We start from the raw sequence: 14120 nt of genomic DNA on the forward strand, positions 1-14120 counted from the left end.
CGGCGCTCGTCAGCGGCACGCTTTTCATCAGCGTGCTGGCGCGGCGTAGCTTGAACAAGGTAAGCGAGCGCGGGCGCTGAATCTGCCGCGCCGACGCGCCCTGAACGCACCGTCAGAATTGCGGATCGAACAGCGCAACGGTACGGTCCAGCAACTTCTCGAGTAACGGACGCCGCCGCCACTCGTCGAGCGTAATGCGCTTCGACTTTGCGACATCGCTGTCGAAAATCTCCCGCTGTTGCCGGGCGAAATCACGGTCATAGATGTTGAGGTTCGCCTCGTCGTTCAGCTTGAACGACCTGCTATCGAAGTTCGTCGAACCGACCGAGACCAGATACTCGTCGACCACGATCACCTTGCAATGGAACATCGTCGGCTGATACTCGTGCATCTCCACGCCCGCAGCAAGCAGATCGCCCCAGCACGCCCGCGAAGCCTCGCGCACGGTATGCGTGTCGATACGCTTGCCCGGCGTGATGATGCGTACCTTCACCCCGCGCTTCGCCGCTTCGACGATCGCGTTGATGGTCAGTTTGTCCGGCACGAAGTAGGCGCTCGACAGGTGGATGGAGTGCGTTGCGGCGGTGATCGCCATCAGATACATCAATTGCATGTCGTCGCTGCCGCCTGAAGGCGAACTGCTGAACATGTGTGCGAGGCCATTGCCGGCCGCTTCGATTTGCGGGAAGTACTTCGGGCCGTGCAGGACGTTGCCTGTCGCCTTTACCCAGTTGTCCATGAAGACCGCCTGCATCTGCCCGACCGCCGGACCCTCGATGCGATAGTGCGTGTCGCGCCAGTGCTTCTCGTCCTGCCCATGCCCGGTCCATTCATCCGCGATACCCACGCCGCCCGTGAAACCGATGTGTCCGTCGATGACGAGCAGCTTGCGGTGCGTGCGGTCGTTCATGCGGCCAAGACCCGTCCAGTGCGGCTTGTGATACTTGACCACCTCGGCGCCCGCTTCGCGCAACGTGTCGAGATAGCGCTTGTCCATCTTCGACGATCCGACCCAGTCGAGCAGCACGTGCACCGCGATGCCAGCGCGCGCCTTGTCGGCAAGCGCACGCGCAATGTCCTCGCCTATCGCGCCCTTCCAGTAGATGAATGTTTCCAGCGTGATCGTGTGCCGCGCCGAACGAATGCCATCGAGCATCGACGGAAAGATTTCGTCGCCATTGACGAGCACGTTGAAGCGATTGCTGTCGACGACGGGCGGCCCGAGCAACAGGCCCATCGAGCGGATGAACTGCGGATCGTCGCTGGAGTAAAGGCGCTCGATCCTGTGTTCGATCTTCTTCTCGCCGCTGGTAAGGTTCGCCACCAGCAGCACGGCGATGAGCGTCACTACAACCGTCGATACAATCAGGACAATCGTCGTCATCCGCACGTCTCGTGTTGAAGATCCATCCGGAACCGCCCGGTTCCGGCCCAAGGTTCATTCGTCGCGAGAACTGCCTACTTCTTCAACGCCGCGTCGGTCTGTTTCGCAAGCTGGAGATGTTCGCGCAAGGTCGCCAGTCCATCGCCGGCGAGCGCCCTGACGTCTTCATCGCTCGCATGGACGGCCTGGTCGCCGAACAGCTTGATATCGGACTCGTGGTCGGAGAGGTTGTGCTTCATGAACAGGCTGTCGAACGCATGGCCGCTCAACGGCTTGAGCGCGGTGTACGTTGCGCGCTGAGTGAGCGTGAGTTCGTCGGGCAAGCGGTAACCTTTCTGTTTCGCGAGCGCGACGATCTTGTCGTTCATCGCCTGATGGTCCTTAATCATGCGCTTCGCGAATGCCTGCACCGCCGGTTCATGCGACGATTTCAACGCAAGCTCGCAGGTCTGTATTTCCGCGCGTCCATCCTGCAGCGCATCGGCGAGAAACTTCTCGGCACTGTCATTGGTGGCCGCGCTCGACACCGAAACCCACGCTGCAAGCAACGCGAACATCGATGCGCGGCATACGCGGCCGATGCGGTATCGGGCGGCGGGAAACGTGAAAGACCTGTCGATGCGCATCTCGTCATCCCCCTTGATGGGCCTCGTCAACCGGCGAAGCCGGACGTAAGGCTCATGCCGAGCGAGCAAGATGCGTTCCGCAGATGGACTGCGGAAACGAGATTCATCCAGCCTTAACCGGATGTCGTGCGCTTGTCGAGCCTCGAGAGCTGCTTGCATGCGTTCCACTCTTCCGTCGAAAAGTCGCCTTGCGTATGCATCGCACCGGCTTCGAGCACGACCACGTCGATGCCCTTCTGCGCGAGTTCGTTGGCAAGTGTGCCTCCGCCCGCTCCCGATCCGATGACCACGACGACGTGATTGTCGTTGTGTTTGAACTGTGCCTTGTTCTCTGCGTACATGACTGTCTCCGTAATCCGCTGTCCGTTCCGTTCGATGCCGCGAGGTCTGCGCCTCAACCGTCTTTCGGAATCGGACCGCTGTCGCCAGTGGGCGGATCGGGCAGCCATGACAGATTATTGAAGCCTTGATACAGATAGCCGCCATCGCCCTGTGCAGCGCCGTATCCGAAGTGCGCATAGGCCATCGCGTTGCTATAGAGCGAGACGACGGCCGTGGTGCGGATCGTCTCGAAGAACGGCGTGCCGGCGAGCGCGGCGACGTCTTTGGCCTGCTGATCGGGCGCGCGCTTGCTCCAGTCGGAACCGGCGGTTGCATCGAGCCTGGCGATGCCGTCGGCCATCTGCTGTCTCACCAAAGGATCGGCCTTGGCCTTCGCATCGAGATCCTTGACGACGAGGGCGTAGACGGCATCGTCGAGCGTCTTGTGCGGAAATACCTGCTTCGTGAACGCGAGCAGCACTTCGCCCTGATGCGTGTCGAGTCCCTGAAGCTCGAGCGCCCAGACACGGCTCGGCGCGAGGCCAGCGAATATCGACGTGAAAGCGAGCGTCCCCACGAGGACGCCCGAGCCGCGCAGGAATTCGCGTCGCGTCAGTGCGATCCTTGGCGACGCGGTTGACTCGGCATGACTGTGCTGACCGTCGTGCGCGCGAGCCGGCGCGACGATCGGGATGATCGTGTCTCGCATGTCTCTCTCCTTGTGGGGTACCGCTCCAGCTCATGTATTGGCGTCTGTTTTTTGCGCTTATTCGTAATGCCCGTGACGCTCGAGCACTTCGATCTTGTATCCGTCCGGGTCCAGGATGAAGAAGAAGCGCGCGATGAGCTGACCATCGTCGCCCTTGAACTCCTTCAGGTCGAGTGGCTCCATGCCGAGACCAATCAATCGGTCGCGTTCCGCCTTCGCGTCGGCGACGCTTACCGCGACATGCCCGTACCCGTCGCCGTGCGTGTACGGCTCCGTGCGGGCTTTGTTCCAGGTGAGTTCGAGTTCGCTCGCGCTTTCATCGTTACGCAGGTACGCCAGCGTGAAGTCCGGAAAATCCAGCCGATGCGCAACGCGCAGTTCGAGCGCGTCCTGATAGAAGCGCAGCGACTTGTCCAGGTCCCGCACGCGGATCATCGTGTGAATCAGTTTCAGGACATGGGTCGTTCCTCCTTTGATGCGAAGTCTAAGGGCGGAAAAATGTGCGGTAATGGCCGGTTATATGGAAGCTATGACTTGCCCTAAGGACGGTGTAATCCCCTAGCATGTGCGCCGCCGGCTCGACTCAATGCCGATCATTACAAGCCTTTCATAGGCGCGCGTTCGCATCACGTTTCGTTTCGATGCGCATCTGCATGAGACGGATTTGCCGGCCTCTCTGAATGATGCAAGCACATACGGGTAAACGATCTTTTCGGATGTAAGCGCGTCCACCATATTTTCATTCGGTGTCCGACCGATTCCCGGCGCGGCCAACTACGAGTCTGGAGAGCAAGAATGCAAAACCGTTCATTAACGAGGCTGCTGGCTCGCGCCGTCGTGCCGCTATTTGCAATAGCGACAATGCTGGCCGCGCCCGCCTCCTTCTCCCATGATCGAGGCGACCGCGATCCGAGCGATGGCTGGCTGTCGACATGGACTGCAAGCGCCGACCGCAACAACAACATCACGACGCCGCAGAACTTCAACGCTGCCACGACCATTCGACAAATCGTGCACACGAGCGTTGGCGGCAATCAGGTGCGCGTGCGGCTCACGAATGAATTCGGTCTTTCGCCGGTCACGGTCGGTCCCGTGCATATCGCGGTATCGGCGGGTGGATCGAAGATCTATCCGAACACGGACAGGACGCTGACCTTCGGAGGGAAGACATCGGTCACGCTCTACGCCGGCGCACCGATACTCAGTGATCCTCTCGATATCACCGTGGGTCCGTTCGCGAATCTGGCGATCAGCCTGTTCCTGCCACAGGCGACGAAGCTGGAGACCGTGCACCAGCTTGCGGTGCAGAACGCGTATGTATCGAGCGGCGACAACACCGCCTCGCCTGATCAGCCCTCGCCCAAGACCTACACGAACCGCTTCTATCTGTCGGGCGTGCTCGTCAACACGCGCGGGCGTACGGATGCCATCGTCGCGTTCGGCGATTCCATCACCGACGGCTTCTCGTCGACCGTCGACGCCAATCGCCGCTGGCCGGACAATCTCTCGCAACGGCTGAACAACGGGCAGTCGCACCACGGCACGGCGATTCTCAACGAAGCCATCAGCGGGAATCGCGTCCTGAGCGATGGCGCGGGCATCAGCGCGCTTGCACGCTATGACCGCGACGTGCTGAGCCAGCAAGGCGTCAAGTGGGTGATCATGCTGGAAGGCATCAACGATATCGGCTGGCCCGGCACGGCGCTCGATCCATCGGCGCCGCAGGCCACCGCGGAAGACATCATCGATGGCTACAAGCAAATCATCGCGCGCACGCATTTGCGCGGCATACGGATCATGGGCGGCACGCTCACGCCGTTCCGCAATGCGCTGCAGGGCACGCCCAACGTAGGGTATTACACGGCGCAGAAGGAATCCGTGCGGCAGGCCGTCAACGCCTGGATTCGCAATAGCCACGCGTTCGATGCCGTCGTGGACTTCGATGCCGTGATTCGCGATCCGGCGCAACCGACCTCGATGCAGACTCAATACGATAGCGGCGATCATCTGCATCCGAACGACGCGGGTTATGTTGCGATGGCGAATGCGATCGACCTGTCCGTGCTGCGTTCGCGGGACAGGGACGACGACGGACGTTGATCTCCGCTTCAAATCGTCCGCAATGGACAAAGGCCGCGCGAACATGCGCGGCCTTTGTCTTTGGCGGAATGAGTCGCGCTGATAGTGCGGAACAAACCTTGCTCCCAACGTTGAACAGCAGGCCAACTGCAAGCTCTGGGAAACCCGGCAGAAGGCTTTCCAACGGAGGACGCGCGAATGCATACCTCGTCTACCGAGCCACGTGCGATCGTGGTCGTGTGCCACGGCGGCACAAGGAGCGCGCGATCGCAGCATGAAGTCGACACGCAACGCGCGCTCGCTGGGCAACTCGCGCTGCTGCTGCACGCGTCAGATTGCGTCGAATTCGACTCCGAACGCAGTTATCCGCCGCAACGGTACTTTGTCCCCGACGACACACTGCCTCTCGAGACCGCCCGTCGATTAGGCATCGCCTCTGACGACGATCTTTTCGGCGGCGTCGTGCCATATCCGTTCGTCGGTACAAAAGTCGTCGTGCATGGTCTGCCGCCCGGCGCGCAAGTCAAGCCGGAAGGATGGCAAGACTCACTCGGCGAACGCGTAAGCGAACTGGTGCTGCCCGGTTTCTCTGCCTTTACTCGCGACGATGCGCACACCGCCGCCGCGCTGCTTCTTAGGAACGGCCCGGTACGCCTCAAACGCCCTTCGGGCATCGGGGGCGCTGGACAGGCGGTTATCGCGGATCGACGGGAACTCGACACGCAACTGAACGGCATCGGCGATGCCACGCTCATGACCGAGGGCATCGTGCTGGAGCGCAACTTGCGCGAGATCACGACGTTCAGCGTCGGAGAAGTCCGCGTGCGTGGGCATCATGCGAGCTATTACGGCGTGCAACGGCTCACGCAGAATAACCACGGTCACGCGGTCTATGGCGGCTCGGGGCTTGTCGTCGTGCGCGGCACGCTGGATGCGCTGCAACGCACGGATATGCCCGGCGAAGCGCGCGCCGCCGTGCAATGCGCGCGCGAATTCGATGACGCCATTCGCAGCGCGTTCCCCGGCTTCATTGCATCGCGAAGAAACTACGATGTTGCCTCGGGCGTCGACGAGAACGGTCATGCCTATCGCGGCGTGCTGGAGCAGTCGTGGAGGATCGGCGGTGCAAGCGGCGCGGAAATCGGCGCGCTTCGCGCGTTCGAGAACGATCCGGCGCTGACTGTCGTGCGGGCATCCACCGTCGAACTGTATGGGGAAGACGTTGATGTTCCTGCTAACGCGGGCATCATCTATCAGGGCGTCGACGCGCATTCGGGACGCGTCACCAAGTTCTTCACGGTCGAGCCCGGCCCGCGCACGAGAGGAGCAAGGGAATGACAGCAGGCCGCCAGCAGATACAAATTTCCGTCGATCGCGGCTATCTCGATGGCACGCTCGTCGTGCCTCAGACCGCGATTCCGGGCATCCTGTTCGTGCATGGCTGGGGCGGTAATCAGGAGCAATACATGGAGCGCGCACGGCAGGCGGCGGCGCTCGGTTGCGTGTGCCTCACGTTCGATTTGACCGGCCATGCGCGCACGCAGGAAGAACAGGAGACGGTGACGCGCGAGACGAACCTCAACGACGTGCTCGCGGCATATGACACGCTCGTCGCGCATCCGCTCGTCGATGCAACGTCGATCGCCGTGGTCGGCAGCAGTTATGGCGGCTATCTCGCGTCGATTGTCACGTCGCTGCGGCCCGTGCGCTGGTTGGGGCTTCGGGTGCCGGCGCTCTATCTCGACGAGGGATGGACGCTGCCCAAGCGCGCGCTGCATAAGGAGCACGATCTCGCCGCGTATCGACGACGCATCGTTGCGCCCAGCGAGAATCGCGCGCTGCGGGCGGCCGCCGAATTTCGCGGCGACGTGCTGCTGGTCGAATCCGAGCACGATGAAACCGTGCCGCATACGGTGCTCGCCAGTTATCTGCAAGCGTTTTTGCAGGCTCACTCGCTGACGTATCGCGTGATCGAGGGCGCGGATCACGGCCTGTCCGACGAAGGCAGTCAACGCGCGTACACGGCGCTCGTCGTGAGCTGGCTTGCGGAGATGATTGGCGGAAGTCGTGCCGGAAGCCGTGGCGAGGCGCCCGAACTCATCAAGTGACGAGGAGGCGTGCATCTGGCCCGAGACCGATCGGCTAACACGCGCGCTCGCACTGAACCGACCGTCATGCCGCAAACGTCTTCCCTACTGGAACGCACGCTGGACACCATCGCCCGTCGTTATCGTCTGCCGAACTTCAATGTGCATTCACTCGATACCCATGCACTCAGTCCCGAGACGGCGCTGGCGCTCGTCATCGAACAGGTTCGCATCGCGACGGCAGGCGGCACGGTGCCGGATGCGGCGCTGAGACAGCGCTTCTTCGATACGCTCGCGCGCGTGATCGCCTGTGCGATGCATCCTCACACCGGCGATGCAGTCTTTCAGGCGATGCTGCTTCGGCATCGTGAAACGACGGTTCAAGAATACGCGTCGCTGTCCGCGCAAGCCGAACGCGATCGCCGATTCGTTCACGCCGCCGTCAATGGGATCGCGCATCCGGCGAAGCTGCAACGCATGGTGCCTGGACAGCAACGAGAACTGCTGGCTGCGTTGCATGCGTCGGCGACTTCATCGTCGTGGGGACAAGTCGAAGATCATGCTCGACGTTTGCTCGATCTGCCTGACAGCGCCGGCGATGCCTCCGTCAATCGGCGCCCGCAGCAGTTGTTGAACGACGGAGCGCTCGTGCGGCTACGAACGCTTCAGTCATTGGGAGGCGATGTATCCGTTCAACGATATCGATTGCTTCTGGACCAGCATGGTCCTCGCTCGGGAAGCGTTGCCGCCGCCGCACAAGGAGTCGCCGCAAAGCAGCGCGGTGCCGACGTCGAAGCGCTCGCCGCCCGCGCACTCGAAGCACTGGCTCAACGACTGAACGAGGCGGAAGCGCCAGTGTCGTATCGCGTTGTCACGTCAATGCGTGTTCCAGCATCGATGCCTTCGAGTCACGAGCACGCGAAGACTGAATGGGGCGCCGTGCTGTTGCGGCAAGCAGCGACGGTCCACGATGCAGCAGTCTGGGACGTGTGCCTTCTGATCGAAGCGAAGGCTTCCGTCGATGCGGCAACGACGGACTTCGCGCGGCTCCTGCGTGGCATGCGCCTGCTCGCCAGCGCCGACGCAACCGCCGATTACTCGTTTGAAACGCAACAAGGCATCGTGCGTATTCGAGGAGCGTCACTGCATGCGCTGCCTGTAGAGGGCGACCGCGTCGCGAACACGGTGCTGTATTGCTGCGACGCCCTACCCGACGAGCCCCCGCGACTGCTTAACGCGGCGAGCAGGATGCAGCTCTTGTCCGCGCCGGGCAGTCTCGGTTATGCAAGCACGTTGATGGACGAAGCGCACGCCGACTCCCGCGCGCTGGAGCCCGTATGGCAGGCATTGATCGAATCGCCGCGATGGAAGAGCGTGCTCGACCAATACGCGATGCTGCGGCAGGTGCGCGAATTGATGGTTCATGCAGACGATCTGCTCGGTGCGATGGAGCAGTGAGAGAAGGTTTTCATAAGGCCCCAGCGAGCACATGGCTATCGCATCAAGCATCGTGCAAACGAAGATTCTGAAGATCAGTCCAATCGATGCTTTCCCACGCATAGGTACGCACCGAATTCTCGCTGCGGCCTCGCCAAACACTCGGCGTAAAAGCATTGAGCATCCAGCGCATTACGCGGCCACTGAAACCATGCGAGTTCACTTGCACTCCGACGACCACGCATTCGCCACCCCGCTCCTCTGCGACGATTCCCGCAATCCTCCCGACGCTTTTTCCACTGCGCGAATGGATTGGCATTCCGACAAGTCCGTCTAGCGCGATGACGTTCATCATCGCGCTCCTGGCAGGCGATCAATCACGCGCGCTTGCAACCAGCGCTGCCAGTCATGCACCGGCGTATCGTCGCAGCCGATGTCGAGCTGGATATCCACGCCGATCTTGCGCACATTCGTCCATGCAATGCGATACGGTTCCGTTCGATGCGAAAGCCTTGCCTTTACAAGTAGTGCCCGCACCATGCCCTCGGTGCGCGATCCGAAGCGCCGTGCGATGACGATCGTACCTGTTTCGATTGCAACGAGGCGTGGCAACTGGCCTTCCCGCAGTTCGGCTATCAGTCCATCGGCGCGGCCCATTCGCACGCCGTTGCGATCGACGAGTTGCTTGTCCAGCACGTCGTGCACGAGGTCCATCATGTGCCTCCGATGATTTGCAAAGGAAGGGTCACGACGCCGAGCACGAAAGCAAGCCCGGTGATGCCAAGCACCGCCGCATTCGATACCGGCCCGTTCCGATGTTCGCCCATGTAATGCTCGTCGTTCATCAAAACAATGAACGGGACGACCATCAACGGAAGGTTCACAGCGGTGAGCGCCATCGAAAGAATAGTCAGCTTGAGCGGGTCGGCGCCGGCGGCAATCGGTATTGCCCCGATGACGAGCGCGCACGTATAGGCGAGACTGAAGCCCGGATTCGCGCGCGGCGGGCAATCCTGTCCCCAGTTCCAGCCGAAGCTCTGCGCGAACAGATAGCCTTGCAACAACGCGACTTCCACCGCTGCACCGAACGATGCAATCGCCAGCGACGCCGCAAACAGCGCAAAGCCCCACATTCCGAACGTGTCGATGAGCAGCAGCGGCAGTTGATGAAAGTCCTCGATGCTCTCAATGCCGTGCGCGTGCATCGACTGCGCCGCGACCACGAGCACCGCCGCGGAGATGACGCCGCCGAACGTCATGCCTAGCGCGGCAATCGCTCGATTAGCGCCGACATAGCTGCGATCCCATCGGTCTTCTATGGCCCCGGAGGAATAGAAAAGAAAAAGCGTCGGCGACAGCGACGCGCCGAGAATGCTCGCGGCCATGAACCAGTATGTAGCGGCCTGCGTGTGCGGCTTGCTCGGTATCGCGGAGGCGGCGACTTGCGCCCAGTCCGGCTGAAGCCTGAACGCGGCGACGACGAAGCATAGCGTGATGAGGCCCAGCGACGTCACGCCTTTTTCCAGCATGCCGAACGTGCCGCGCCATAGAAACAACCACGATGCGACAGCCACGGGGACCGCCCACCATCGATATGTGATTCCGGTCGCGAATTCGAGTGCGATGGATACCCCGCCGATCTCGGCGCTGAGGACGAGCAGACTGACGAGCACCGTCGTCACGAGCGGCCATGCCAGCACCTTGATGCCAAAGCGATCGCGAATGCCATCGATGATGGTATGCCCGCTTACCGCCGAAAAGCGCCCGGCCATTTCGACCAGAAACGCAACGCAGATAGTGCCAAGCACGACTGCCCAGACGAGCTGCACGTTGAACGCTGCGCCGGCTTGCGCGGCCGTGGACATCTCGCCCATCTCGAGGAACCCGCCGATGCTCGTCACCACGCCCAGCGATATTTCAAGCAGCTTCTTCATGAGCCGGATTCCCGATGAGTCTGCTTCCACGCGTCAAGTGCCGCAGTCGACTTGCGCAGACGCGACAGCACGAGTTCGACGCGCGCTTTGTCCCCGGCATCGACTGCATGACTCGCTGTATCGAGGTCATGCGCGATGTCTTTCATCGGGGCGCTCACGGACGACGATATCGAGCCTGGCAGCTTGTCGATGCGCTTGCCGAGCGCCTCACCGGTGCTTTCCAGCGAACGCTTCACGTAGGCGCGCGGTACGCCGTCGTTCATCCAGCCGTCGAGCCACATCGACGCGGATCGCGCGAATGACAGCGCAATGCGCGCATCAGTCTGTTCCTCGTCGGATGACGAGCATGCCGTGCAGGCCATGGTCACTACCAGGGCGGCGGCGACGGCGCGGGTCTTCACGGCTACGTCCTTCTCAATCCGCTTGCTCGTCGCACCATCGCGTTGCCCACTGCTGTGCTGCATCGACGGCCTCGGCCTCGCTTCTGTATTCGCCGATATCCCCCGACCACTTCACCTCTTCAAGCGTGCCTTCTTCCGATGCAACTCGAAGAATCTTCGCGCGCGCATAGTAGCGGCCGCCCTCGTTCAGGCACGAAGCTTCGATGCGGAACTGCTTGTAGTCGAGATCCATGATGGTATGCCCCTCCGCATTAATGCCCACCGCATGATGTTCATTGCTCGTTCGCGATGCTGAGTGCATCGTCGATTGTCAACGTATGCCGCATCGCCTCGGCAAGCGCGCTCATCTGCCGATTACGTTCACATCCCACTGCCGCGACGAGTTTGCCCTTGTCGCCGAACAGCGCGATGAACTTGAAACTCTCTGGCGATCCTGTAATGACGGTCTGATCCCAATGACGCGCGTGCCCGAGATACTCGATGTTCTTGCCGAAGTGATACGTCCAGAAGAAAGGCACGAAAGGCTCTCTCGGCGGCGCGCCGAGCATCGCGTGCGCGGCGATGCGCGCGTGCTGTTGCGCCAGCCGCCAATGCTCGACGCGTATGCGCCCGCCCGGCTCGATCGGCAATTCGAAGCGCGCGATATCGCCCGCCGCGAAGAGGCCGTCGGCGGCTTGCATCGACGCGTCCACGTCGAGGCTGCCGTCGTCGTTTCGATCGACGTTGACGATGAAGTCGGTCGCCAGCCGAATGCCCAGGCCGGCGACGATGAAGTCGCAGTCGATGGTCTTGCCGTCATCGAGCGTCACGCGCAAGCGCCGGTCGCTGCCCTCTTCGTTGCGCGCGACGGAGACGGCGTGCCGCCGCATGCGGAACTGCACGCCATGCGTTTCGTGCAGACCTTGCAGGAGCCGCGCGACTTCGGGGCCGAACTGCTTTTCGAACGGCACGTTGCCGGGCGATACCACCGTCACCGCGACATCGCGCCCGCGCAGCGCAGCCGCGACTTCCAGCCCGATGAAGCTCGCGCCCAGCACGAGCGCGTGACTCTTCTTTACTGCGTTGTCCACGAGACGCCGTGCATCGTCGCGGCCACGCAGAAGCCGTATGTATTCGACGACACCTTCGGCATCGCCGCCTTGCAGCGACGGACGTTTCGGCACGCCGCCCGTTGCGATGAGCGCGGCATCGTAATGAATGGACGGTGCGCTGCCGATATCGATGCGCTTCGCACTCGCGTCCAGCGCATGAACTTCGGCCTGTATGACTTCGATGGACTCGAGGGCGAAGAAATCATCTGGCAGCAACATCGGCACTTCATCCGGCGACATTTCTCCAGACGGTACAAACTTGCTTAGCGACGTTCGATCGTAGGGCGTGTGCGGTTCACGTTCGATCACGACGATGCGGCCCGCGAAGCCCGCCTGACGCAACGTTGAAACAGCAGCAGCGCCCGCTGCGCCGAGGCCGATCACCGCAAACGTCCTGCCATCCTTTGGCTTCGATTCGGCCGGCTCGTCGAACGGTATCGCGCTGGCAAGGATATCGTCGCCATCGACTTGCACCGGATAACGCTTGAGCGGCATCAGCGGCGGCGGTTCGACGAGCCCGCCGGTTTCGATATCGAATGTCCCTCTGTGCCATGGACAAATGAGCCGGCCATTGCACAACGCGCCTTCCTCCAGCGGTGCGCCTGCGTGCGGGCAATCCGCCTGATAGCCGACGACGCGCTCTCCGGAGCGGATCAACAGTATGGGCGTATCGCCGATTTCGACGCGCTTCATCGCGCATGCGTCCAGGTCCGACAGCGCCGCGACTTTCTGCATAGGAGTTTGATCGGTCATTGCCGTGCTCGTGAGGAAGTGCCCGGTTCAGGCGAGCAACGCGCATGCCGACCTCGCCAGAGGCCGCTCCGTCGACACGTGTCCTCGACAGGTACGGTCCTTGCCTTCACATAGTCGATAGATGTGATTCGCCAGCGCGGCGATCAGCGCCAGCCACGGAGGAATGCATGAACGATATGACTCGCGGTCCGCGTAAGCGCGCGATCCCGGCTTCATGGCGCGTCCACAAAGAGGACGCGTTCAATGCCACATTGGAAGAAGTGCTCGCGGGCGTGCTCTTCACGGACGACCGTTGCGCGAGCCGTGTTGCAACGCTAAACGAACTGCGCGGTCTTGACCTGGACAGACTGCCGCTGCCCGGCTCTGGAAATACATCATCGCGTTGGCGTGCGCTCGGGGCTGTCGCGGCATGCGACTTGTCGCTCGCGAAACTCTACGAAAGCCATGCGGATGCGCTCGCCATCCTTGCGGAGTTGCATTGCGCCGAGCATGCGCCACACGGAACGTGGGCCGTCTGGGCCGCCGAACCACCTAACGCCCGCCTTGTTGCGCGGACATTGAATGGACAGTCGTTGCTTCTCGACGGCACCAAGGCATGGTGCTCGGGCGCGAGTCATATCACGCATGCGCTCGTCACGGCCTGGCGCAACGACCAGCCCGTGCTGGCCGCAGTGGACCTGTCGCAGCAACGCATCGCGATCGACGAAAGCGGTTGGCAAGCCGTCGGCATGCGCGCGACAGGCACCGCCAGCGTGCGCTTCGACGGCGTGCAGGCGACGTTGATCGGGGATGCCGAAGCATATGTGAATCGTCCGGGCTTCTGGCATGGCGGCGCGGGCATCGCGGCATGTTGGCTCGGAAGCGCAGCGGCCATCGCAACGACGCTCATTGACAACGTTGCACGCCGCGACGATCCGCACGCGCTCGCGCATCTCGGCGCAGTGGACGCGGCGCTCGCCTCCGCTGCCGCATTGCTGCGCGAAACGGCTGCATCGATCGACGCGCATCCTTCATCCAGCGCGCAGCAAGGGGCGTTGCGCGCGCGCGTTGCGATCGATCGCGTGGCGATGGACGTCATCACCCACGTGACTCGCGCGATCGGTCCGGCACCCGCCTGCACCGACGCATGGCTCGCGCGCGCACTCGCGGATCTGCCGATCTTCGTCCGCCAGAGCCACGCTGAACGCGATGAAGCAGCACTCGCAAAGACGCTGATCGACGACTACGCACGAAGCAACCGATGACGCGCAAGCTCATCGTCCGGCGGCACCACCGATAACGAAAAGCACAAACAAGGA

The 14120-nt window shown here is 62.0% G+C and carries 15 protein-coding genes and 1 pseudogene; 5 read left to right on the plus strand and 11 right to left on the minus strand.

Annotated features, from left to right (window positions below; all coding sequences use genetic code 11):
- Nucleotides 1-112 precede the first annotated feature (112 nt).
- The 5 genes and pseudogenes from cls to BG57_RS17075 all read right to left on the minus strand — a co-directional run bounded on the left by cls (nucleotide 113) and on the right by BG57_RS17075 (nucleotide 3475).
- Entirely contained in the window at nucleotides 113-1384 is a 1272-nt protein-coding gene (cls, locus tag BG57_RS17055) for a cardiolipin synthase (protein ID WP_035966417.1), read from the minus strand.
- Between the two features lie 74 nt (nucleotides 1385-1458).
- Nucleotides 1459-2010, minus strand: a complete 552-nt coding sequence (locus BG57_RS17060; protein WP_035966419.1) for a DUF4142 domain-containing protein — start codon at nucleotides 2008-2010, stop codon at nucleotides 1459-1461.
- A 116-nt stretch (nucleotides 2011-2126) separates the two neighbouring features.
- Nucleotides 2127-2351, minus strand: a pseudogene (locus tag BG57_RS17065) (NAD(P)-binding protein); the annotation flags it as partial.
- Nucleotides 2352-2404: 53 nt separating this feature from the next.
- The gene (locus tag BG57_RS17070; protein ID WP_035966421.1) at nucleotides 2405-3040 is read right to left on the minus strand and encodes a twin-arginine translocation signal domain-containing protein; all 636 of its coding nucleotides are present in this window, start codon (nucleotides 3038-3040) and stop codon (nucleotides 2405-2407) included.
- A 57-nt stretch (nucleotides 3041-3097) separates the two neighbouring features.
- On the minus strand, nucleotides 3098-3475 hold the full coding sequence (locus tag BG57_RS17075) for a VOC family protein (RefSeq protein WP_035966422.1): 378 nt from the start codon (nucleotides 3473-3475) through the stop codon (nucleotides 3098-3100).
- 360 nt (nucleotides 3476-3835) lie between these two features.
- On the opposite strand from BG57_RS17075, the gene BG57_RS17080 reads away from it, so the two are divergent.
- The 4 genes from BG57_RS17080 (at nucleotide 3836) to BG57_RS17095 (ending at nucleotide 8664) form a co-directional block, all read left to right on the plus strand.
- Nucleotides 3836-5140, plus strand: coding sequence for an SGNH/GDSL hydrolase family protein (locus tag BG57_RS17080; RefSeq protein ID WP_035966423.1), 1305 nt, complete (start codon nucleotides 3836-3838; stop codon nucleotides 5138-5140).
- 177 nt (nucleotides 5141-5317) lie between these two features.
- Nucleotides 5318-6457 (plus strand): DUF3182 family protein, encoded by a 1140-nt coding sequence (locus BG57_RS17085; protein ID WP_035966425.1) that lies wholly within the window; start codon nucleotides 5318-5320, stop codon nucleotides 6455-6457.
- A complete protein-coding gene (locus tag BG57_RS17090) occupies nucleotides 6454-7227 on the plus strand; it encodes an alpha/beta hydrolase family protein (RefSeq protein ID WP_035966426.1) in 774 nt (257 codons plus the stop codon). The genes BG57_RS17085 and BG57_RS17090 overlap by 4 nt, the downstream gene beginning before the upstream one ends.
- Before the next feature lie 66 nt (nucleotides 7228-7293).
- Complete coding sequence (locus BG57_RS17095) at nucleotides 7294-8664, plus strand: hypothetical protein (RefSeq protein ID WP_035966428.1); 1371 nt, start codon at nucleotides 7294-7296, stop codon at nucleotides 8662-8664.
- Between the two features lie 43 nt (nucleotides 8665-8707).
- Here BG57_RS17095 and BG57_RS32620 read toward each other — a convergent pair whose 3' ends face one another.
- The 6 genes from BG57_RS32620 to BG57_RS17120 are packed head-to-tail and all read right to left on the minus strand — an operon-like array spanning nucleotide 8708 to nucleotide 12822.
- The gene (locus BG57_RS32620; protein WP_152562624.1) at nucleotides 8708-8998 is read right to left on the minus strand and encodes a PRC-barrel domain-containing protein; all 291 of its coding nucleotides are present in this window, start codon (nucleotides 8996-8998) and stop codon (nucleotides 8708-8710) included.
- Nucleotides 8995-9360 carry a hypothetical protein gene (locus tag BG57_RS17100; RefSeq protein WP_229753994.1) on the minus strand — a complete coding sequence of 122 codons (366 nt, stop codon included), beginning with the start codon at nucleotides 9358-9360 and terminating at the stop codon, nucleotides 8995-8997. Before BG57_RS17100 ends, BG57_RS32620 begins: the two co-directional genes overlap by 4 nt.
- Nucleotides 9357-10577 (minus strand): NRAMP family divalent metal transporter, encoded by a 1221-nt coding sequence (locus BG57_RS17105; RefSeq protein ID WP_035966431.1) that lies wholly within the window; start codon nucleotides 10575-10577, stop codon nucleotides 9357-9359. The genes BG57_RS17100 and BG57_RS17105 overlap by 4 nt, the downstream gene beginning before the upstream one ends.
- On the minus strand, nucleotides 10574-10978 hold the full coding sequence (locus tag BG57_RS17110) for a hypothetical protein (RefSeq protein ID WP_152562625.1): 405 nt from the start codon (nucleotides 10976-10978) through the stop codon (nucleotides 10574-10576). The genes BG57_RS17105 and BG57_RS17110 overlap by 4 nt, the downstream gene beginning before the upstream one ends.
- Nucleotides 10979-10991: 13 nt before the next feature.
- Nucleotides 10992-11210, minus strand: coding sequence for a hypothetical protein (locus BG57_RS17115; protein ID WP_035966435.1), 219 nt, complete (start codon nucleotides 11208-11210; stop codon nucleotides 10992-10994).
- A 40-nt stretch (nucleotides 11211-11250) separates the two neighbouring features.
- Entirely contained in the window at nucleotides 11251-12822 is a 1572-nt protein-coding gene (locus tag BG57_RS17120) for an FAD-dependent oxidoreductase (RefSeq protein WP_035966436.1), read from the minus strand.
- A 167-nt stretch (nucleotides 12823-12989) separates the two neighbouring features.
- Here BG57_RS17120 and BG57_RS17125 point away from each other — a divergent pair, with 167 nt between their 5' ends.
- The gene (locus tag BG57_RS17125; RefSeq protein ID WP_035966438.1) at nucleotides 12990-14066 is read left to right on the plus strand and encodes an acyl-CoA dehydrogenase family protein; all 1077 of its coding nucleotides are present in this window, start codon (nucleotides 12990-12992) and stop codon (nucleotides 14064-14066) included.
- Nucleotides 14067-14120 lie beyond the last annotated feature (54 nt).

It is taken from the genome of Caballeronia grimmiae (assembly GCF_000698555.1).
Lineage (GTDB): Bacteria > Pseudomonadota > Gammaproteobacteria > Burkholderiales > Burkholderiaceae > Caballeronia > Caballeronia grimmiae.

Bases quoted from the DNA above. Each gene is read 5' to 3' on its own strand.
- cls (WP_035966417.1), bottom strand. From the start codon at position 1,384: ATGACGACGATTGTCCTGATTGTATCGACGGTTGTAGTGACGCTCATC.
- BG57_RS17060 (WP_035966419.1), bottom strand. From the start codon at position 2,010: ATGCGCATCGACAGGTCTTTCACGTTTCCCGCCGCCCGATACCGCATC.
- BG57_RS17070 (WP_035966421.1), bottom strand. From the start codon at position 3,040: ATGCGAGACACGATCATCCCGATCGTCGCGCCGGCTCGCGCGCACGAC.
- BG57_RS17075 (WP_035966422.1), bottom strand. From the start codon at position 3,475: ATGATCCGCGTGCGGGACCTGGACAAGTCGCTGCGCTTCTATCAGGAC.
- BG57_RS17080 (WP_035966423.1), top strand. From the start codon at position 3,836: ATGCAAAACCGTTCATTAACGAGGCTGCTGGCTCGCGCCGTCGTGCCG.
- BG57_RS17085 (WP_035966425.1), top strand. From the start codon at position 5,318: ATGCATACCTCGTCTACCGAGCCACGTGCGATCGTGGTCGTGTGCCAC.
- BG57_RS17090 (WP_035966426.1), top strand. From the start codon at position 6,454: ATGACAGCAGGCCGCCAGCAGATACAAATTTCCGTCGATCGCGGCTAT.
- BG57_RS17095 (WP_035966428.1), top strand. From the start codon at position 7,294: ATGCCGCAAACGTCTTCCCTACTGGAACGCACGCTGGACACCATCGCC.
- BG57_RS32620 (WP_152562624.1), bottom strand. From the start codon at position 8,998: ATGATGAACGTCATCGCGCTAGACGGACTTGTCGGAATGCCAATCCAT.
- BG57_RS17100 (WP_229753994.1), bottom strand. From the start codon at position 9,360: ATGATGGACCTCGTGCACGACGTGCTGGACAAGCAACTCGTCGATCGC.
- BG57_RS17105 (WP_035966431.1), bottom strand. From the start codon at position 10,577: ATGAAGAAGCTGCTTGAAATATCGCTGGGCGTGGTGACGAGCATCGGC.
- BG57_RS17115 (WP_035966435.1), bottom strand. From the start codon at position 11,210: ATGGATCTCGACTACAAGCAGTTCCGCATCGAAGCTTCGTGCCTGAAC.
- BG57_RS17120 (WP_035966436.1), bottom strand. From the start codon at position 12,822: ATGACCGATCAAACTCCTATGCAGAAAGTCGCGGCGCTGTCGGACCTG.
- BG57_RS17125 (WP_035966438.1), top strand. From the start codon at position 12,990: ATGAACGATATGACTCGCGGTCCGCGTAAGCGCGCGATCCCGGCTTCA.